17 protein-coding genes are annotated in these 19924 nt (G+C 60.8%); 8 read left to right on the top strand and 9 right to left on the bottom strand.

The window, feature by feature from the left end; genetic code table 11:
• Positions 1-11: 11 nt before the first annotated feature.
• The 6 genes from DWW73_RS09105 to idi all read right to left on the bottom strand — a co-directional run bounded on the left by DWW73_RS09105 (position 12) and on the right by idi (position 6917).
• Positions 12-881: a hypothetical protein gene (locus DWW73_RS09105; protein WP_055252426.1), complete on the bottom strand. Its 870-nt coding sequence runs from the start codon at positions 879-881 to the stop codon at positions 12-14.
• A 195-nt stretch (positions 882-1076) separates the two neighbouring features.
• Positions 1077-1946, bottom strand: a complete 870-nt coding sequence (locus DWW73_RS09100) for a MerR family transcriptional regulator (protein WP_117637680.1) — start codon at positions 1944-1946, stop codon at positions 1077-1079.
• 80 nt (positions 1947-2026) lie between these two features.
• Positions 2027-2605 carry a UbiX family flavin prenyltransferase gene (locus DWW73_RS09095; protein WP_117779400.1) on the bottom strand — a complete coding sequence of 193 codons (579 nt, stop codon included), beginning with the start codon at positions 2603-2605 and terminating at the stop codon, positions 2027-2029.
• Positions 2606-2638: 33 nt separating this feature from the next.
• Positions 2639-4126, bottom strand: a complete 1488-nt coding sequence (locus tag DWW73_RS09090) for a UbiD family decarboxylase (RefSeq protein WP_117779399.1) — start codon at positions 4124-4126, stop codon at positions 2639-2641.
• Between the two features lie 142 nt (positions 4127-4268).
• Positions 4269-5726: an SLC13 family permease gene (locus DWW73_RS09085; protein WP_199413510.1), complete on the bottom strand. Its 1458-nt coding sequence runs from the start codon at positions 5724-5726 to the stop codon at positions 4269-4271.
• Between the two features lie 243 nt (positions 5727-5969).
• The gene (gene idi / locus DWW73_RS09080; RefSeq protein ID WP_158563809.1) at positions 5970-6917 is read right to left on the bottom strand and encodes an isopentenyl-diphosphate Delta-isomerase; all 948 of its coding nucleotides are present in this window, start codon (positions 6915-6917) and stop codon (positions 5970-5972) included.
• Positions 6918-7069: 152 nt separating this feature from the next.
• Between idi and DWW73_RS09075 the strand changes: the two genes are divergently transcribed.
• From DWW73_RS09075 to DWW73_RS09065, 3 genes are all read left to right on the top strand, one after another.
• Positions 7070-8332, top strand: coding sequence for an MFS transporter (locus DWW73_RS09075; protein ID WP_233509183.1), 1263 nt, complete (start codon positions 7070-7072; stop codon positions 8330-8332).
• A 195-nt stretch (positions 8333-8527) separates the two neighbouring features.
• Complete coding sequence (locus DWW73_RS09070; protein ID WP_117635560.1) at positions 8528-9898, top strand: ATP-binding protein; 1371 nt, start codon at positions 8528-8530, stop codon at positions 9896-9898.
• Between the two features lie 33 nt (positions 9899-9931).
• Entirely contained in the window at positions 9932-10378 is a 447-nt protein-coding gene (locus DWW73_RS09065; RefSeq protein WP_117779397.1) for a low molecular weight protein-tyrosine-phosphatase, read from the top strand.
• Positions 10379-10604: 226 nt separating this feature from the next.
• Here the strand turns inward: DWW73_RS09065 and DWW73_RS09060 are convergent, their stop codons facing one another.
• A complete protein-coding gene (locus tag DWW73_RS09060) occupies positions 10605-10934 on the bottom strand; it encodes a TIGR04076 family protein (protein ID WP_199408661.1) in 330 nt (109 codons plus the stop codon).
• Complete coding sequence (locus DWW73_RS09055; protein ID WP_117779396.1) at positions 10927-11751, bottom strand: PfkB family carbohydrate kinase; 825 nt, start codon at positions 11749-11751, stop codon at positions 10927-10929. Before DWW73_RS09055 ends, DWW73_RS09060 begins: the two co-directional genes overlap by 8 nt.
• Before the next feature lie 221 nt (positions 11752-11972).
• On the opposite strand from DWW73_RS09055, the gene DWW73_RS09050 reads away from it, so the two are divergent.
• The 4 genes from DWW73_RS09050 (at position 11973) to DWW73_RS09035 (ending at position 17618) form a co-directional block, all read left to right on the top strand.
• Entirely contained in the window at positions 11973-13145 is a 1173-nt protein-coding gene (locus tag DWW73_RS09050) for a Fic family protein (protein WP_117582978.1), read from the top strand.
• A gap of 247 nt (positions 13146-13392) precedes the next feature.
• Positions 13393-13899, top strand: a complete 507-nt coding sequence (locus DWW73_RS09045; protein ID WP_117779395.1) for a MarR family winged helix-turn-helix transcriptional regulator — start codon at positions 13393-13395, stop codon at positions 13897-13899.
• On the top strand, positions 13892-15706 hold the full coding sequence (locus DWW73_RS09040) for an ABC transporter ATP-binding protein (protein WP_117779394.1): 1815 nt from the start codon (positions 13892-13894) through the stop codon (positions 15704-15706). Before DWW73_RS09045 ends, DWW73_RS09040 begins: the two co-directional genes overlap by 8 nt.
• Positions 15699-17618, top strand: coding sequence for an ABC transporter ATP-binding protein (locus DWW73_RS09035; RefSeq protein WP_117779393.1), 1920 nt, complete (start codon positions 15699-15701; stop codon positions 17616-17618). Before DWW73_RS09040 ends, DWW73_RS09035 begins: the two co-directional genes overlap by 8 nt.
• Positions 17619-17922: 304 nt before the next feature.
• Here DWW73_RS09035 and DWW73_RS09030 read toward each other — a convergent pair whose 3' ends face one another.
• Entirely contained in the window at positions 17923-18801 is an 879-nt protein-coding gene (locus DWW73_RS09030; protein WP_233509181.1) for a LysR family transcriptional regulator, read from the bottom strand.
• Positions 18802-19034: 233 nt separating this feature from the next.
• On the opposite strand from DWW73_RS09030, the gene DWW73_RS09025 reads away from it, so the two are divergent.
• A complete protein-coding gene (locus DWW73_RS09025; RefSeq protein ID WP_117779391.1) occupies positions 19035-19916 on the top strand; it encodes an SDR family NAD(P)-dependent oxidoreductase in 882 nt (293 codons plus the stop codon).
• Positions 19917-19924 lie beyond the last annotated feature (8 nt).

The following is a 19924-nucleotide window of genomic DNA, read 5'->3' as shown; positions in this document are numbered from 1 at the left end:
GACAGGTGCAGTTATTGAGCAATAGCGTAAAGGTCAAACCCGCCCTGCGGCGTGCTATCGACCGTATCGGGCGCCTGTGAATTAAAACTCACCGGAACCATGCGCTTTGAGGCACGGTAACGCGTGCCGTCGGTGGCGACGGGCGGCTCATCGACCGTGAGCTCGTAGTCGCCGGGCTTGAGCTCGATGCCGTCACCTTCGGAATTGACGTATTGGTACTCGTCGATCGCTTGCCCCTTGAGCGTGCGACCCACGATATGGACGAGCATCTGGCTGTCGCCGCGCGCGGTGTCCCACGTCGCGCCGTCCTTGACCTCGACCGATACATGCACCGAGCGCGTGCGGCTGAGCGATTGTTCGACGGACATCTCGACCTTGGCGGCGTCTTTTCGTTGTTGTTCAACATGGCTCCAGACGTTTCCAATTACCGAGCATGCGATAACGCCGGCCATGAAGGCGATGAGGATGGGGCCGAGCGGAGAGCGACGGCCCGCGTCCTCCTCGCGAGCCAGGTCGGGGCGACGTGTGGGCGCGGGTGCTTGGGCACCCTGCGAGGGCACGTCGAGAATGCTGAAGGATGCCGTACTGCCGGGGTCGATGTTATGGCGCGGCTGCGGGATCTTGGCCGGCGAGATGGACATGTCCGCCGGCTCACCGAGTGTGGCCGTGGCATCGGCCTTAGCTTCATCGGCCTCGGCTTGGGCCCAAGCCTGCTCAAAGGTCAGGGGCTCGGCGGCATCGGAGGCGGCGTCAGGCTCGACAGCAGCATCGTTGCCGGCCTCGTCCTCGTCGCTCGACACGTCACGCGGCGCGGGCTCGTCCCACTCCTCGTCCGGAGCCTCGCCCTCGCTATACCACCATTCAAAGTTATCGATATCCATACGGGGCGCCCCTTAAGCCTCGCAAATAAACACTTGCCAGCCTTATACCCCCAGATGGCACGGGAGCTCGCCGGCACAGACAGGAAAAGCGTCACAACATTCGACGCTTTTCCTCGTTTTCGAGATTTTCATCGAATGTTGTGACGGTTTAGGCAGCAGCCACACCACGAATGCGACGAAGGAGCAGTCCCCTTGTCACATCTGGAGGGCGACGGGGATTTGGATGCAGCAGAAGTCCTCTTGGTGGGACTCGTCGTAGCTCGTGGTATCGAGGTAGCAAAAGTCGAAGGCGTTGCCGATGGGCTGGAGCGCGTGCTCGTCCATGCAGGCCACGATGGCGCGGATGCCTTCGGGCTCGTACGGCATGCCCCAGCGGCTCATGCACAGGTATGTGCCCTCGGGCAGCACTTCGATGCCGATCTCTGCCAGCTCGGCAGCGTCGCTCGGCAGCAGCTCCTCGGCACCGCGCGGCAGTACGGCAAAGGAGCCGGCACCGGCGATGGGATCGTCGGAATGCAGCGCCTCGCGACGCAGCATGGCGCCCCAACCGCGCATGGGGCGCGTGCCCGTCAGCGTGCGCATGCGCAGGATTGCCCGCATGAGCGTGGGGTGAAGCATCGAGCGACCGCGCTCGATATCGCCCGGAAACTCCTCAAAGACCACGTAGCGGCGCTCGAATTGCTTGAGTTCCGGACTGCCCTCGCGCTCGCGCCAGTAGACTGCCTCGTCGTAAAAGCTCAGGCGTTCCTGCACACTCGCGCGCTCAGCCTTGAGCCCGGCAATCTGCTTGTCGAGCGCCTGCACCCGCGAGCGCAGGTGATCGGTCATCTCGCCAATGTCGAACGTCGAGGTCAGGCGGTCAATCTCGTCGAGTTCGAGCCCCAGGTCGCGCAGCATGCAGATCAGACGCATGAGCGGGATCTGCGTGGGCGAATAGAAACGGTAGCCCTTTTCGTTCACCACGGCGGGCTTAAACAGGCCGATCTTGTCGTAGTAGATGAGCGTTTGGCGCGAAACGTTAAACAAGCTCGCCATCTCGCTAATCGCATACATGCCCGTCTGCATGGGTCCTCCCGACACACCAAAGCCCGCCGCCCACAGGGGCAGCGGGCTCAAACACTACTCGTATCCTACCCTAAAGGCACCTACGACCAGCGCTTATAGTTTGCACATGACACGCCGACGGCCTCGAGCGCCTTGGCGGCGATGTGATGCACCGCGTCGTCGAGCGTGGCGGGGCCGTTGTAAAACGTGAGCATGGGCGGCATGAGCATGACGCCCGGTACGCGCGCCAGGCGCGCCATGTTGTCGACATGAATGGCGCTGAAGGGCGTCTCGCGCGCCATGAGCACCAGGCGGCGCTGCTCTTTCATCTGCACGTCGGCCGCGCGCAGCAACAGGTTTTCGCTGTAGCCGCTCGCGATGCCGGCGAGCGTCTTCATGGAGCAGGGCGCCACGATCATACCGTCAACCGGATAGGTACCGCTTGCGATGGCGGCGCCGATGTTCTTGTTGTCGTAGACCACATCGGCGTGCGCGACAAACTCGTCGAGCGTCATGCCGAGCTCCTGCTCGATGGTGATCTCTCCCCCGCGCGTGACGACAAGCGCCGACTCGGCACCGGCCTGACGCAGGCATTTGAGGCACTCAAGGCCCAGCGCGGCACCGCTGGCGCCAGACACGCCAACGACGATGCGGCGGGGACGGACAGAAGACTCAGGCATGACAACTCCTTAACCACTTGGTAGGGCTACTTACTAGAAAGCAATCTCCTTGGCCCACTTGTCCTTGTCGATCTCCATGAACTGCGAGCGGATGAAGTTCTTCTTAAGGTCGAACGGAACCGTGCAGTCGAAGATGGCCTTGCAGGCGATGCCGTGCTCGCGGATCGTGAGGTCGAACGCGGGGTCGTTGGACGGATCGAGCACGTGGCAGTGGCAGCCGGGGATGGTGATGAGGTCCACGTCGGCCTGGAAGCGCGTGGTCATGGCCCACATCACGTCGCTCATATCGAAGATGTCGACGTCCTCGTCAACAAGGATGACGTGCTTGAGCTCGGAGAATGCCGAGAAGGCGAGCATGGCGGCGTTGCGCTGACGGCCCTCGTCATTTTTGCTCGACTTCTTGAACTGCATGATGGCAACGAACTTGCCGCCGCCGCAGGGAGCAGCGTGGACGTTGAGCAGGCGACCCGGGATAGCGGTCTCGACCATCTTGTAGATGGAAGCCTCGGTGGGGATACCGGCCATGGAAACGTGCTCGTGCGAAGGGCCGATGCAGCTCTCCATGATGGGATTGACGCGCGTGGTGACGGCGGTGATCTTGATCACCGGGCAGACCTTGGCGCCGCCGGTGTAGCCGGGGAACTCGGGCATGGCGTAGCCGTGGCCGTTGACATCCTCGTTGATGGTCTCGTCGTGCATGAGGTAGCCCTCGAGCACGTACTCGGCATTGGCGATGCACTTCTGCGGAACGGTGACGCAGTCGGCAAGCTCGACGGCGTGGCCGCGCAGGGCGCCGGCGATCTGCAGCTCGTTGAAGCCGAGCGGCGTGGTGGGAGCCTCGAAGCCGCAGCACATGTACACGGCGGGATCCAGGCCGATGGAAATGGAGATGGGCATGTCCTCGCCGCGCTGGCAGTACTCGTCAAAGAACGCGCCCAGGTGACGGCTGCCCGGGGTGATCCACATGGCAAGCTTGTCCTTGTCGACGCAGGAGAAGCGATGGATGGTCACGTCGGACTGGGAGCCGTCGGGGCTCGTGCCGTAGGCGAGGCCCATGGTGATGTAGGGGCCGCCGTCGACGGGCGTGTTGGTGGGAGCGGGAACGATCCTGCGCAGGTCAAAGCCCTCGTCGGTCGCCTTGTACACGACCTCCTGACAGTCGACGTGCGCACCCTCGGCGATCTGCTCGGGCGCGATCAAGTTCTCGAAGCGCTTGCCGATCTCGAGGCCCAGGTGCTCCTCGTCCAGGTCGAGCAGGGCGGCAACGCGTTTGCGGCTGGCAAGCATGCCGATGCAGACCTTAGCATCGTCAAAGCCCTTGACGTTGTTGAAGACCATCGCCGGACCCTCTTTGGTCGGACGCATAACGGTGCCGCCGGCGCCGACGTGACGATAGACACCCGAGACCTCGGCGTCCGGGTCGACCTGGGTGTCGGTCTCGAGCAGCTGGCCCGGCATCTCGCGCAAAAAGTCGAGCGCGGAGCGCAGGTCGTGGATCTGGGAAGCATCGGTAGTGGACATAGCGTGCTCCTTTCGGGAGAGTGCCCGGCGGCGGGAGTGCCGCCGGGCTGGGGAACGTAGTGGGGCCACGGCGCTCATGGATGGGGCGCTCGGGCACTCGCAGTTCAAGCACTCGGCTAATTACAGCCAAGCACTCGACCGCTTACATCAGGCCAAAGAGGTGGAACCAGGCGGCCTCGACCAGCACGACGATAAAGACGACCGCAGTGAGGGGAATGCCCATGCGCATGGCCTCTTTGGAGGTGTAGCCGCCGGCGTCCTTGCCCTCGCCGATAAGGATCGGCAGGTTATGGAACGGTAGGATGTAGTGGATGTTGATGGACGTGAAGACGATGAGCGCCACGGCGAGCGGGCTCACGCTGGAGCCGGCCGCGAAGCTGATGAACGCCGGCACGCACACGCCGAGCACGGCCATGACCGAACCCATGAACATGTGGATGATCATGGAGAGCGCGGCGACAAGCAGGGCGAACAGGAAGATGTTCTCGGGCACGGAGCTGGGAAGCACAACGTCGGCGATCCAGGCGTTCATGCCGGTGGCACCGCCCACGGAGCCCACGGCCATGGCGGCCGTCAGGAACATAAGGGACTTGATGTCGACGGCGTTCCAGCTGGCGGGCGTGAGGACCTCGCCGATGATGGGCATGGCGAGCGCGACGCCAATGGCCAGGGTGACCCAGCCGATATAGTCGCCCGAGACGGTGAGCCACAGCGCGATGGCGATGATAAGCCACACGATGGTGCGGATCTCCTTGACGGAGAGCTTGCCGAGCGCAGCCTGCTTGGCCACGATCTGCTCGCGATCGTAGACGAGTTCCTTGCTGGGCTTAAAGAGGAAGAGGCCCAGGAACAGGGTGCACAGCAGCGCGACCAGCATAGGCACGCTCATGTACAAGAACCAGTCAACGAACGACGGGCTCATGCCGCCGGCCTCGGCGCTGTACTGCGCAACGAGCGGGTTGAGCGTGGAATCGCCCGTCAGGAAGAACATGGAACCCGGAGCGGCAGCGGCAAACACGAGGAAGCCGAGCTTGCCGCGGTCGTCGTCACCGTAGCCGGCGGACTCGGCGATGACCGAGACGACGGCGAGAATGAGGAAAGCGCGGGGGAACGGATGCGGGATCAGCAGCGACAGCACAAAGGTGAGCGCGAAGATCGAGATGATGAGCGACTTGGCGTCGCGCACGAACTTGAGCATAAACGCATAGGCGATGCGCTCGCCCAGGCCCGACTCCTTGACCGCGCTGGCGATGAGGTAGGCACCAATGACGAGCCACATGGTGGCTTTGGTCCACGAGCTAAACGTGGAGGCGACTGTCGCCGAGATGCTCGCGGCGCCCGTGTCGTCCACGCACACCTTGAACAGAACGAGCAGCGCGCAGTAGAGCAGGCCCACAAAGCCCGGCTGCGCCACGCCACATGCCCAGAACACCACCGTGGCGAGCGTCAGTGCCAGACAGGTCTGAGCGCCGACCGTGAGCTCGACCGTCGAGCTCAGCTCCGCCAAAGGAAGAAACTTCACCAGCAAAAAGACAACGATACCCAGCACAAAGCCAATTTCGCGCTTGGTGATCTTAAACGCCTTCTTTTCCGCTTCCATCTCTCCACCTTTCTTGTTGGGGGCGCTCCGGATTCGCGGCCACGTTGCCACTTAAAAAGGGGCGCCCGTTATCGGACACCCCTTACGTTGCGCTGTGTTGTGGCAATACAGTCAAGCGGGATTTTTGGATGAGAAGCGATCCTCTGGGCAAAACCGTCACAACATTCGACGCTTTTCCTCGATTTCGAGATTTTCATCGAATGTTGTGACGGTTTGGATGTGGCAAAGGGACTGTCTTTTGTTTCACATAGCGAGATCCGTACGGATGGATGGGTCGCTGAGGGCCTCGCGGAGCCAGGGGGCCAGCTGCTCGGGGTGACCCTGCAGGTAGCCTTTAAGCTCGGACGGGGCCACGCGGCGCACTTCCGAGATCTCCTCTTGGTTGATATGCAGCTCGCCCGGCTCAACATGGGCAAGGTAGACCTCGCACCATTCGCACTCGCAGCGGCCGTCGCCGTGGTCCTCGCAGTACACCACGTGACCGAGGTGCTTGAGCTGATCGGGCCCGCGCGTGATGCCAAGCTCTTCGTTGATGCGACGCGCCGTGGCGGCCGCGACGTCTTCCCCGGGGAGCGGATGGCCGGCGCAGCTATCGGCCAGCACCCCGCCCCACAGGCGCTTGAGCGGACTGCGGCGACAGAGCAGCAGGCGCGCGTCTTCGCCCTGGCCCTCGACCAGAAGCGTCAGAAATGCCTGATGCAGGACGCCCTCCCCCGTATGGGCTTCGATGCGATCGACGGGGCCAAGTGCCTCGCCGGTCGCAGCATCGACCGCCACGACCTCGGCGCCTGCGCCGCCCTCATCCCAGCCGGCGCGCAGAATGCGGGCTGCGGCCTCCTCGAGCGCGGCGATGAGTTCCTTGGTGGTATCGAGCATGCGCCGCAAGTCGTCCGCGGTCGCGTTCTCCACATGAAAACCCGTGCTTGCAACTACCGGCACGCCAAAGCGCGTGGCCAGCGCCGCCGCAATATCGTGCGCCGGGATCTCGTCTCGATGGCACGGAACGGCCAGGATGCTCACCGTCGCCGTACGGCCGGGCTCGGGGCGAGGAATGGCCTGCGCCGTGGCGCCCAGGTGCGCAAACTCCGGCGAGCAGGCGTACACCGCCATGCCTCGCGGCGTCACCGTCAACTGGGCCTCGAGCGCAAACTTGCCCTCGCCCACTACAACCTTTGTCGTGTGCATACCCATGGGATCTCCTGTCGCCCGCAATGTACCTGAGACCATTTTCACCTGTATTGCGACTATACAGGCAAGCGCAGCCTGCGACAAAGGAACTGTCCCTTTGCCACATTCTGTTAGAGTTGCAGGGATTGAATCCCGCTTATTCATGCGACATTGGAGTGACAACCTTGACCGCCGCAACCACGCCTAAAAGCAAGTCAACCGCCGCCGCGCTCTCCCCCGCGCGCACCAAGCTCTGCCTAGCGCTACTCGTGCTGTTGGGATTCTCACTCGGCTGCTCCGAGTTCGTGGTCATCGGTATCGAGAGCGACTTGGCAACGGAGCTCGGCGTATCACTTGCCACTGCGGGCCAGCTCATCAGCGTGTTCGCGCTTGTCTACGCTATCGCTACGCCGGTGCTTGCGCTCAGCACGGGGCGATTCCGCCGCTACCAGCTGCTCGTGTGCTACAGCATTATCTTTGTGCTCGGCAATCTGGTCATGGCGTTAGCGCCCAACTTCCAGGTGCTGTTTATCTCGCGCATCATCCTAGGTTCCGTCTCGGGCGCACTGCTCGCCGTGGGTGTGACGTACATCCCCGAGCTGCTGTCCCCGCAGCAAACTTCGCTTGCCATCTCGGTGGTATATGGTGCGTTTTCCGTAGCAATGGTCTTTGTCACTTCGATCGGCAAGCTTGTGGCCGACACGCTCGACTGGCACGTTGCCATGTACGGCACGCTGGCCTTTGCCGTTCTGATCTGCGCCGCGCTCGTGGTGTTTATGCCGCGCGCCGGACAGACCGACGAACCCGCCACCTTCCGCGAACAGGCGGGTCTGCTGCGCGAACCGAGTATCATCACCGGCATGCTCATCTTCTTGTTTGGCGTGGGATCGGTCTATGTGTTTTACGGCTATGTGACGCCCTATCTGGAGCAGGTGCTGGGCATGGGCACGGTCGAAGCCAGCACCACGCTCATGGCCTACGGCGCGTTCTGCCTGATCTCGAACATCCTGGGCGGATGGATTGATGCGCGCTTTGGCATGAAGGCGCTGCTCGTGACGTTTGTGCTGCAGGCTGTGGCGTTACTCGGGTTGTTTGCTGTGGGCGGCACCATGCCGCTCGCGCTGGTCTTTGTCTTTAGCTTGGCGATGCTCATGTACCTGTTCTCGGTGTCGTGCATCACACACTTTATGGACGTGGCGCGCAGCCGCCATCCCAAGTCGATGGTGCTCGCGAGTTCGGTTGAGCCCATGGCGTTTAACGTCGGTATCTCGTTTGGCACCGCAGTGGGCGGCGCCGTGGTAAACGGAATTGGCATTGCGTACGTGGGTGCCGTGGGCGCTGCGTTCTCGCTCGTAGCCTGGGCGCTTGCGCTAGTGACGATCAAGCTCGCCCGCTGGGAGCGCCGTCGTCAATCAGCACAGCCCCGGATGCAGGCATAGGGACGAACACAGCCCAAGGTGGCGAGCAACCAGTGAAAACCGTCCCATACTAGTAGTGTTTATCCGCCTGCAAGCTCCGGCAGTGCAATTTCGTGTATTTCAGATACACGCTTTTCTACGATTTCGTGTATTTTAAGTACACGAAATCGTACTAAACTATGTATCTGAAGTACACGAAATCGGAAAGGTGGCCCCATGCGCAGATCAATCGAATCCGTTATCGAATCATGGGCGACAAAGGACGCCTCACGCCCCCTCCTCATCCGTGGTGCGCGACGCGTAGGCAAAACGTACGCTGCCGAGGAAATCGGCAGGCGAATCGCCGGCGATGCGTTTGTCAAACTCGACTTTCAGACCGATCTTGAACTGATTGCTCCGCTGTTCGACTGTCCCACCGACGACGTTGACACCATCGTGGCGCGAATTTCAGACTATAAACGCACCCCCATTCGCAAGGAAACCGCCTTCATCCTGTTTGACGAGGTGCAGCTCTGCGAACGGGCGCTCAACTCGCTTCGCTTTTTCTCGGGTTCGGGCTGGCGCATATGCGCGACCGGCAGCCAACTCGGTGTCGCCACGCGCAAGCGCAAGTTGCCTTTTCCCAGCGGCGTTCGTCAAGAGACCATGCATCCCATGTCGTTCGAGGAGTTTCTCTGGGCGCTCGATGAGGAGCAGATGGCCGATGCTGTTCGTACCCACGCCGGCACGCTCGATGCTTACGCCGCGCACCAAGCCGCGCTCAGCCTGTTTCATCGATACCAGGTCGTGGGCGGCATGCCCGCCGCCGTCAACGCATATCGCAAGACGTTATCCATCGAAGACGCGCGCGTCGAGCAGCGCGAAATCGACGAGACCTACACCGCCGATATGACCGACCCCGAAAACGGGATCAGTGGCGTGGCGGCGCGCAAGGTATGGCGCTCCATTCCGTCCCAGTTGCTGAGATCGTCCACAAAGAAATTCAAGTACTCCGAGGTCGAACGCGGAGGCCGTCGCGCCAAGCTTATCGAGCCGCTCGACTGGCTCGAAGGCGCCGCCATCATATCGGTCAACAACCTGACCGAAGGCATCGAACCTCCCCTCGTTCCCTTCGACGACGAAGACGGAAGTTTCTTTAAGGTCTATCTTCTCGATACGGGCCTCATGTTCTACAAACTCGGTATCAACCCGCGGCTCTGGCTCGACCTCAAAGAGGATTCCGCCATAGCACTGTCTTCCGACTTTCGAGGTGCCCTGGCCGAAAACTCGGTCATGCAGGCATTTTCGAGCAATGGTTTGCGGACGTACTATTGGGTGCCGCCGTCGTCTTGGAAGACGAGCGGTGAGCTCGATTTTCTACTTCAGACCGACCGTATGGAAATTGTGCCCGTCGAGGTAAAGTCCGCACGCAACGTGCGCGCAAGAACCCTCGGGTCGTTTATGGACAAAGCCCGGTCGCCATATGCCTACATTTTGTCCGAGAACAATTTTGCCCGCAGCGAAACTGATGACGGGCGCGAGCTGCGCCACCTCCCCTTGTACGCAGCGGGTTTTATCGGAGCAAACTGTCTCAAGGGCAGCCTGTAAGCCCCGCGCGACCGCCCAGAAAGGAAACCGCTCATGCAACGCATTCTTTTTATCTGCTGTGGAAATATCTGTCGCTCGACGATGGCTGAGTCCGTGTTTACCGAGCTAGCGCGCCGCGCTGGACGCGCGGGCGAGTTTGTCATCGATTCTGCAGCAACCTCAACCGAAGAGATCGGCAACCCGCCGCATCATGGCACGGTCGCCAAGCTGCGCGAAGTCAGGATTCCCGTCGTCGCACATCGCGCACGTCAGGTGCGGCGCGCGGAGTATGGCAACTGGGATCGCATTGTCTATATGGATGCTGAGAACGCGCGCGGTCTGCGTCGCATCTTTGACGACGACCCCGACGGCAAGATTACGCGCTTGCTCGATTGGATCGAGCGCCCCGGCGACGTGGCCGATCCCTGGTACACCGGCAACTTCGATGCCACCTACCGCGACGTGCTCGCCGGTTGCACCGCTATGCTCGAGCAGCTGTAATCGATGAAATGCAGAGTTTTTAGAGCCACAAATCGGATGAAATGCAGAAATTTGACCTTACTCGCACGCAGGACAACGACGATAACGCCTAAGCACGGGCATAAACGAGATCGGGATTCCCATATACAAATCGAGCGTGGATTTTCTCCCACTTTGAGCGCGAAATTGCGTCCAAAACGGGAAAAATCCACGCTCATTATCTCGGCGGGAGAAAATCCTCGCTCGACTACTCGTCGACGATCTCGGCGAGCCAGACGTTCAATGTATCGACCTCGGGGCAGCAGAACTTTGCCGTGCCGGGCTCGTTGCCGGGCACGGTTCCGCCGTAACGCAAGATGTCAATGTAAGGAAAGCCCACATGGCAGGCCATAGCGCACATCTTGCCGCGGTCTCGGTCAAAGTCAAAGACATCGCCTGGCTTGTGACCATGATGGCAGCGGCACGTTCCCAACTGGTCCACGCAGCTAATGCGGATACGCGGACGCTTGCCACGCGGCGCGCCGAGCGGCTTGCTCTCGCCTGCAGGCTTGGCGCCGCCCTCGTCAGCGTTACTCATGGTCAATCACATCCAGGCAGGCCTCGATGGGAAGGCCAGCCGACTTGTCCTCTTGGTCGGCATTGCGCTCGATAAGCTCGGCCACCACACGCATGGCATCGGCCGTGGCACGCTGGAGGCTCCAACCGTTCATCACGCGGCCCATGAGCACGGCCGAGAACGTATCGCCCGTACCCGGGAAGTACACCGGAATCAGCTCAAACGGAATCTCAAAGTATTCCCCCGCCACATGGTCGTAGCCGATGACGGCACTCGCCCCATCGACCTTCGCACTCGTAATGACAACCGACTTGGTGCCCAACGCGAGCATGGCGTCCACGAGCGTGCGGGCCTCATCGGCCGTAATCTCTTCGGCGATAGGCGTATCGGTGAGCAGGCACGCCTCGGTATAGTTGGGCACCGCGTAGTCGGCGCACTCGACCAAGCTGCGCATGAGTCCGATGGTCGACTCGGGCACGCCGGCATAGAGCTTGCCGTTATCGCCCATGATGGGATCGACGAACACCCTGGTGCCCTTTTGAGCGCGGCGGTGGCAAAAGTCCGAGATGATGCGCGTCTCCTCCTCGGTCACGATAAAGCCGGTCGAGATAGCATCAAATTCAAAGCCGAGCTCCTCCCAGATAGCGAGGCTCTGGCGCACGTACTCCGTGGTGTCGTGAATGTAGAACTTGGGATAGTTGAGCGTATCGGAAACGAGCGCCGTCGGCAGGTTGTGGATGCGATAGCCCATGTGCGACAGTACCGGCAGCATGGCCGAGAGCGCGACCTTGCCGTAGCCGCACATATCGTTGATCAGCAGCAGCTGAGTGTTCTTCATGAGTGTCCCCCTTGGGTCGGGCGCGGCGCGATGTCGCCATAATGCGACTAAGTGTAGCGCAGTGCAATCTAAGTCTTGCCTTCGGATGTAAGACCAAGTTTGGGCGTAATTTTGTTCTTAGAGTTTTTCTGACGCTTCTTATTGCAGAAACTTGGCCTTAGAAGGCGCTATAAAATTCTAAGAACAAGTTTTGGCTTAAATTTGTTCTTAGGACACTAACGATGCTCGCACCCATCACACCCGGACGACAGGGAAACGTCAGGCACAACCTTTCAGGAGCCCTCGCCTATGATTCGTTTAGACCCGCCAATATGGATTCATTCTTTCCAATCAATTTATCCGCTGATTCCATGCGGCTTGTCTCCGATTGCCGCGCCATACTCGGCGAGGTTGAGGGCATGTCTCGCTTTGTTCCGAACATCGACATGTACCTTTCTATGTACGTTCGCAAGGAAGCGCTCTTGTCCTCTCAAATCGAGGGTACGCAATGTACGTTCGATGATGTTCTTGACCCGTCAAACGAATCCAATGCGAGCCGGGACCTAACCGACGTCGTCAACTACACTCGAGCGGTGCAGCAGGCGACCACGCTCATGGAGGAACTGCCACTCTGTATGAGGCTGCTCAAATCCGTCCATGCCACATTGCTTGGAAATGGCAGAGGCTCCGACAAGACGCCGGGACAGTTCAGGACGACTCAGAACTGGGTCGGACCAAACGGCTGCACGCTCAATGAGGCCCCGTATGTCCCTCCCAACACGGAGGATATGAAGGAGGCACTTGGCGACCTCGAGCTTTTCATCAACGAGCGTGACGACATCGATCCAGTCATCAAGGCCGCTTTGGTGCACTACCAGTTTGAAACCGCGCACCCGTTCCTCGACGGCAACGGACGCCTCGGGCGTCTGCTCATCCTCCTTTCGCTCATACATGATGGGGCGCTCACCAAGCCGGTCATCTACCCCTCGTATGAACTCAAACGACACAGGAGCGAATACTACGATTGGCTTATGCGCGTAAGGCAGAGAGGCGATTTTGAGGGATGGGTTTCGTTTTTCAGTACCTGCTTGCTTGCAAGCGCACGCGAGGCGCGGGATTCGATGCGGAAGCTTGTCGACCTCCATTCGGAAACCGAAAGGCTGATTCGCGAAAAGGCGGGAAGGGCTACGACGAACGCCCTTATGCTACTCGACCTTCTCGAGGGCAATCCGATCGTCGACACCGCCTTTGTGTCTGAACGAATGCAGATTAGCAGATCGAGCGCAAACAACCTTATATCCCAATTTACCGATTGGGGCATTCTTGTCCAACGTGATACGAGCAGGAAACGATACCGCACGTTTTCATATGAGCCATATCTCGCCATCCTCCGAACCGGCGACGAGCCGCTCTAAGTCTCGGAAAGCCAAGGGGCGAGACCGGCAGCTGCCAGTCTCGCCCCCTTAATGAACCTATCGAAAACTCCGGGATACGCCGTGGCCCGCTGAATCTACGCTGCGAAGACTGTCCAAGATTCCCCTGGCACCGGCACCCCAGCACTGCCACAAAATCGATTCGGTACCTTGACAATCAGTTAGGTACCTCTAGAATCACTTAGGTACAAAACAATTTCTCTACCTAACTAAAGAAAGGAGCAACACCATGTGCGACGAATGCATCGACCTCTGCCCCCATACGCCGGGCGGCGACCCCATCGAGCCTGCAGATTCGCCCGAGGCGCAATCGCAATCGGATGCACTTGCCAAGCGCATCCTTAACGGGCTTGGCTTCTGCGGCCATTACATGCATTTTCATGGCGGAGGCGTGTCCGGCAAGGCGCCCATCATCTGCCTGCTGGCCAAGCAACCTGGCGGCGAGATGTCGCAGCAGGAGCTCGGCATGCACTTTGACCTCAAGCCGGGATCGCTTTCCGAGATCCTGTCCAAGCTCGAGCTCAACGGCCTCATCGAGCGCAGCCGTAACCCCAAGGATCGACGGCAACTCACCATTCGCCTGACCGAAACCGGCCGAGAAAACGCCCGCATCGACCAGGCGGCCCGCATTCGCTTTAGAGAGCAGGCCTTTAGCGCGCTCACCCATGACGAGCGCGAGGACCTCGCCGAAATGCTCGATAAAATCCGCGTAACCTGGGAGGAACTGGATGATTAAAACCCTCATGGGCAGCATCCGCGACTATATGAAAGTCACCGTTGCCACGCCGTTGCTCGTGCTTGGCGAGGTGCTCTGCGAGATGCTGATTCCATTTATCACCGCCAACCTGATCGACGCCATCAAAGACGGCGCCGCCGTAGCCGAGATGCTTCCTACCGCGGGCCTTTTGGTGCTCATCGCGCTGACATCGCTTGCTTTTGGCGCCGCGGCAGGCGTCACCTGCAGCCATGCGAGCTGCGGCTTCGCCAAGAACCTGCGTCACGACCTGTTCTACAAAATCCAGACGTTCAGCTTTGCCAACATCGATGAGTTCTCGAGCTCCTCGCTCGTCACGCGCCTGACTACCGACATCAACAACGTGCAGCAGGCCTTTATGATGATCATCCGTATCGCCGTGCGCGCGCCGCTGGTATTGATCTTCGCCTTTACCATGGCGTTTATCATGGGCGGCAGCGTCGCCATGGTCTACCTGGTCATCATTCCGCTGCTGGGCTTTGGACTATTCTTTATCATCTTTAAGGTGCGCCCCATCTTCTCGCGCGTGTTCCACGAGTACGATGCCCTTAACGAGTCCGTCGAGGAAAACGTCACCGGCATGCGCGTGGTCAAGAGCTATGTGCGCGAAGACTTTGAGAAGGAGAAGTTCGCGACCGCCGCGCGCGACGTCCAGATGGACTTCACCCGCGCCGAGAAGCTGCTCGCCTTTAACAACCCCATGATGAACATCTGCGTCAACGGCGCGTTTGTCGTCATCATCTACCTGGGCTCCAAGCTCATCATCACAAGCCAGGGCACGCTGTTCGACGTGGGCCAGCTCTCCTCGACCTTTACCTATGGTTTCCAGATTCTCATGAGCCTGATGCAGCTGTCGATGATCTTTGTCATGGTGACCATGGCCGACGAATCGGCACACCGCATTGCCGAGGTGCTGGCCGCCGAGCCCACGATCGCCGATCCCGCCGAGCCCGTGCTCGAGGTTGCCGACGGTTCCATCGACTTTGACCACGTGAGCTTTAAGTATTCCAAGCATGCGAAGCGCCAGGCGCTCGACGATATCGACCTGCACATTACGAGCGGCGAGACCATCGGCATCATCGGCGGCACCGGCTCGGCCAAGTCCACGCTCGTTAACCTCATCGCCCGCCTGTACGACACCACCGAAGGCGCTGTGCGCGTGGGCGGCGTGGACGTGCGCGACTACGACCTGGACGCGCTGCGTCACCAGGTCGCCATGGTGCTGCAGAAAAACGTGCTGTTTAGCGGCACCATCGCCGAGAACCTGCGTTGGGGCGACCCGAACGCCACCGACGAGGAAGTCCGCGAGGCAGCGCATCTGGCCTGCGCCGACGAGTTTGTCGACGGTTTCCCCAAGGGCTACGACACCTGGATCGAACAGGGCGGCTCCAATGTTTCGGGCGGTCAGAAGCAGCGCCTGTGCATTGCACGCGCCCTGCTGCGTCGCCCCAAGATCTTGATCCTGGACGACTCCACCAGCGCCGTCGACACCAAGACCGACGCCAAGATTCGCGCAGGGCTGGCAAGCTATCTGCCCAACACGACCAAGATCATCATCGCCCAGCGCATCAGCTCCGTGCAGGACGCAGACCGCATCATTGTCATGGAGGGCGGCCGCATCGCACAGATCGGCAACCACGAAGAGCTGCTCAAGACGAGCGAGATCTACCGCGAGACCTTTACCTCGCAGAACAAGATGAGCGCCGAGGGCGAAGGGGCCGTCGAGGCCGACACCGAGGCATCCGCAACGCAAGCTCAGACCCAGGAAGGAGGCGAGGCCCATGAGTAAGGCAACGACCGCCGAGCGCGCGCTCAACCGCAAGGGCGGCACCATGTCGCGCCTCATCAAGACGCTCTTTGGCTTCTATCCCGTGCTTTTGCCCCTCGTCGTCGCCGGCGTGGTGCTCTGCGCCATCATCAACTCCATCGGCGCGACCTTCCTGCAGAGCGCCCTGCAAATTATTGGCGAATCGTGGCAGTCGGGCGATTGGGAAGCCGCGCAGCCCAAGATCGCACAGCTCGTGACCACCCTCGCCTGCATCTACGGCGTCGGCGTCCTGTCCTCGCTCTTCTGGAACCGCGCCATGGCTATCGTCACGCAGGGCTCGCTGGAGAAGCTGCGCGAGATGATGTTCAACCGCATGCAGGACCTGCCGATCCGCTACTTCGACACGCACCAGCGCGGCGATATCATGAGCCACTACACCAACGACATCGACACGCTGCGTCAGATGATCAGCCAGTCGCTGCCCAACCTGCTCATGACGATCATCATCATCGTCACGGTGTTCTTTATCATGCTGTACTACAGCGTGTGGATGTGCCTGGTCATCATCGCCGGCGTCGCCTTTATGACCTTTATGACCAAGCTGCTCGGCTCCAACTCCGCGCGTTTCTTCATTGCGCAGCAGACCGAACTCGGCGTGGTCGAGGGCCATATCGAGGAAGTCATGAACGGCCAGAAAGTCGTCAAGGCGTTCTGCCACGAGTCTGCCGCCGAGGCCGATTTTGACGAGCGCAACGAAAAGCTCTTCGAGGTCTCCCAGAAGGCCAACATGTACGCCAACATCCTCATGCCCATCCTTATGAACCTGGGCAACCTGCTCTACGTGCTGGTCGCACTGGCGGGCGGCATTTTCCTGGCGCTGGGCGTGCCCAACCTGAGTATCTCGGGCATGGCGCTGTCCATCGCCGTCGTGGTGCCGTTCCTCAACATGACCAAGCAGTTCTGCGGACAGATCGGCCAGATCTCGCAGCAGATCAACGCCGTGGTCATGGGCCTCGCCGGCGCCGACCGCATCTTTGAGCTCATCGACGAGAAGCCCGAGGCCGACGAAGGCTACGTGACGCTCGTCAACGCACAGGTGAACCCCGAGACTTGGGAGTTCGAGGAGGCTGACCACCACACCGGCATGTGGGCGTGGAAACATCCGCACCGCGCAACCGGCGAGATCGAGTACGTGCCGCTGCGCGGTGACCTGGTCATGGACAACGTGGACTTTGGCTACACGCCCGACCACGAGGTCCTGCACGGCGTGTCCGTGTTTGCCAAGCCGGGCCAGAAGGTCGCGTTTGTCGGCGCCACCGGTGCCGGTAAGACGACCATCACCAACCTCATCAACCGCTTCTATGACATCGCCGACGGCAAGATTCGCTACGACGGCATCAACGTCAACAAGATCCGCAAGGCCGACCTGCGCCGAAGCCTGGGCGTCGTGCTGCAGGACGTGAACCTGTTCACCGGCACCGTGATGGATAACATCCGCTACGGCAACCTGGATGCGACCGACGAGGAGTGCATCGCGGCGGCCAAGCTCGCGGGCGCGGACGACTTTATCACCCGCCTGCCCGACGGCTATGACACCATGCTCACCGGCAACGGCGCCCAGCTGTCGCAGGGTCAGCGCCAGCTGATTTCGATCGCCCGCGCTGCCGTCGCCGATCCGCCGGCAATGATTCTGGACGAGGCCACGAGCTCCATCGACACCCGCACCGAGGCTATCGTGCAAGCCGGCATGGACAAGCTCATGGAGGGTCGCACGACGTTTGTCATCGCGCACCGCCTGTCCACCGTGCGCAACTCCGACGCGATCATCTGTCTGGATCACGGCCACATCATCGAGCGCGGCAACCACGACGAGCTGATCGCCAAGCGCGGGTATTACTACCAGCTGTACACGGGAGCGTTTGAGCTGGAGTAGGAACGGTTACTGACGGAGGGTTCCCCGGGGCGGCGGGGTAATTCCTCCGTGCTCAAACATTCTCGCTTCGCTGCGAAACTGCGCGCGGAGGAAATACCCCGCCGCCCCGGGGCACCCTCCTGCGCGCAATCAGCCCGTCATTTAGAACGGAATAAAAGTTTGTGAGGCCCTGGCCGTTTGGCCAGGGCCTCGTTTTGTTAGTCTTTTTGGGACGGGGCTTTTTGACTACTTTGAGGGTGCGCAGGCAGGGCGGCGAAAGTAGCTAAAAAGCCCCGTCCCAAAAAGACTACCCGCGCCAAATGAGCTAGTTGAGGAGTTGGGCCATGGCGTTGACAAATTTTTGTACTTGGAGGGTTGGCTCGAGCGGGTAGTGTAGAAAGACCGGCACCTCGCGGCCGCATAGAAACGGCACGCCCACAAAGGCCGGATGCACCCCCGACCATGCGCCGCAGGTGAGCACCGCGTCGCCCTTTTCCTCCGCCTCGTTAAAGAGCGCAAAGTCAAAGCTGTCCACGTCGATCACGTCCACGCCGCCGTCGGCCAAAAGATCAATACGCAGGCTGTCCATGGCATCGTTACCGTGACGGAGCACGCGCAGGCGCATGCCCTCCAGGTCGGCAACCGTGATGCGCGTCTTGCGCGCGAGCCGGCTTGTGCGCGGCACGTCGATATAAAACGGCACGTTGACGATGAGGAGCTTTTGGCAGGCGTCGCCCCAGCGCGGGGTCGAAAAACTCGACTGCACCACATCCACCTCGCGCCCCAGGCTGCGCATGACGGTCTCGCGCTCGTCGTAGAGATCGCTTACCGGCACGATCTCAAAGCGCAACGATGGCTCCAGCTCGTGCACGCCTGTCCACATCGACAGTGTCTGGCGCCCCGGGCACATCATCGACACGCCCAGGCGCACGGCACCGCCATCGCCCGCCGCGCGCCGGGCACGACGCAGCGCGTCCTCGGACTGCCGCATAATCGAGCGCGCGTCGTCCACCAGCAGAGCGCCTGCCGGCGTCACTTTGACGCCCGAGTGCGACCGCTCGAACAGCGTGATGCCGAACTCGGCCTCGAAGCCCGAAACCTGCTTGACGAGTGCCGGCGTCGACACGCGCAGCTTTGCCGCGGCACGCGAGAAACTTCCCAGCTCCGCGGCGGCCGAAATAGCGTCAAGTCGTCGATCGTACACGTCAATCTCCCGTTTTCGCACGCGCGGGCGCACAGCACCGCAGGGGGTCGTTTTCGCAGGTCACGCGCTCAATTGAGAACAAACCTCAATGCATAGTATAAACCTATGGTTAATGCCATTCTAACAAATATGCAATTCACCTGCGCGAACGCTAAGCATACGATAACCAGCGAAAACCACGTGGGTCGATTAATGGGAGCGACCCACCGGGAGGCACAAGAAGGGAAGTTCCTATGAGCAATTGGCTTAAGCTCGAGGGCGATGTCTGCGCCGTGACTGGCGCGCTCGGCGGTATGGGCGTCGAGATTTGCCGCGAGTTCGCCCGCAACGGCGCCAACGTCGTCCTGCTCGATCTGGACGAGGAGAAGGTCAAGGCCGCGGCCGCCGACCTCGCCGCCGAGTTTGGCATCCACGCCGAGGGCTACAAGATGAACGCCACCGACGAGGCCGAGGTTCAGGCCGCCGTCGACGCCACCATCGCCGACTTCGGCCGCGTCGACGTTCTCGTCAACACCGCCGGCATCCTGCGCTTCGCCGCCATGGAGGACCTGCCGCTGAGCGACTGGGAGCAGGTGCTCAACGTCAACCTCACCGGCTACTTCATCACCTCGCAGCGCTTTGGTCGCGAGATGATCAAGGCCGGCCAGGGCCGCCTGGTGCACATCTCGACCGTCGCCAGCCACTCCCCCGAGACGTTCTCGGGCGTGTACAGCTCCACCAAGGCGGGCGTCAACATGATGTCCAAGATGCTCGCCGCCGAGTGGGGCCCTTACGGCGTGCGCTCCAACTGCGTCGAGCCCTGCTTTGTCAAGACCCCCATGTCGGCGAGCTTTTACGCCGACCCCGAGGTCGAGAAGAGCCGCAGCCGCCTTATCGCCACGCGCCGTATCGGCGAGGTCAGCGATATCGCCAACGCCGTCATGTTCCTGGCGTCCAAGCGCTCGGACTTTACCACCGGCGACGCCATCAAGGTCGATGGCGGCTTCTCCAACATGATGGGCGACCTCACCGCCAAGCCCGGTGGCCGTCGCGCATACGCCGACAACTACCTTAAGAACAAGGGTGTCAAGCTTTGGTCCGACGAGTCCGGCGTCGCAAAGCCGACTGACCAGTAAACCAGCCT

It is taken from the genome of Collinsella sp. AF16-8 (genome assembly GCF_003462695.1).
In the GTDB taxonomy this organism is placed as follows: domain Bacteria; phylum Actinomycetota; class Coriobacteriia; order Coriobacteriales; family Coriobacteriaceae; genus Collinsella.
The sequence above is the reverse complement of the archived record's forward strand: the minus strand, read 5'-3'. Positions and strand labels throughout refer to the sequence as shown.

Coding starts and splice junctions, on each gene's coding strand:
- DWW73_RS09025 (WP_117779391.1), top strand. CDS start 19,035: ATGAGCAATTGGCTTAAGCTCGAGGGCGATGTCTGCGCCGTGACTGGC.
- idi (WP_158563809.1), bottom strand. CDS start 6,917: ATGGGTATGCACACGACAAAGGTTGTAGTGGGCGAGGGCAAGTTTGCG.
- DWW73_RS09105 (WP_055252426.1), bottom strand. CDS start 881: ATGGATATCGATAACTTTGAATGGTGGTATAGCGAGGGCGAGGCTCCG.
- DWW73_RS09065 (WP_117779397.1), top strand. CDS start 9,932: ATGCAACGCATTCTTTTTATCTGCTGTGGAAATATCTGTCGCTCGACG.
- DWW73_RS09070 (WP_117635560.1), top strand. CDS start 8,528: ATGCGCAGATCAATCGAATCCGTTATCGAATCATGGGCGACAAAGGAC.
- DWW73_RS09045 (WP_117779395.1), top strand. CDS start 13,393: ATGTGCGACGAATGCATCGACCTCTGCCCCCATACGCCGGGCGGCGAC.
- DWW73_RS09040 (WP_117779394.1), top strand. CDS start 13,892: ATGATTAAAACCCTCATGGGCAGCATCCGCGACTATATGAAAGTCACC.
- DWW73_RS09035 (WP_117779393.1), top strand. CDS start 15,699: ATGAGTAAGGCAACGACCGCCGAGCGCGCGCTCAACCGCAAGGGCGGC.
- DWW73_RS09100 (WP_117637680.1), bottom strand. CDS start 1,946: ATGCAGACGGGCATGTATGCGATTAGCGAGATGGCGAGCTTGTTTAAC.
- DWW73_RS09050 (WP_117582978.1), top strand. CDS start 11,973: ATGCTCGCACCCATCACACCCGGACGACAGGGAAACGTCAGGCACAAC.
- DWW73_RS09055 (WP_117779396.1), bottom strand. CDS start 11,751: ATGAAGAACACTCAGCTGCTGCTGATCAACGATATGTGCGGCTACGGC.
- DWW73_RS09090 (WP_117779399.1), bottom strand. CDS start 4,126: ATGTCCACTACCGATGCTTCCCAGATCCACGACCTGCGCTCCGCGCTC.
- DWW73_RS09085 (WP_199413510.1), bottom strand. CDS start 5,726: ATGGAAGCGGAAAAGAAGGCGTTTAAGATCACCAAGCGCGAAATTGGC.
- DWW73_RS09060 (WP_199408661.1), bottom strand. CDS start 10,934: ATGAGTAACGCTGACGAGGGCGGCGCCAAGCCTGCAGGCGAGAGCAAG.
- DWW73_RS09095 (WP_117779400.1), bottom strand. CDS start 2,605: ATGCCTGAGTCTTCTGTCCGTCCCCGCCGCATCGTCGTTGGCGTGTCT.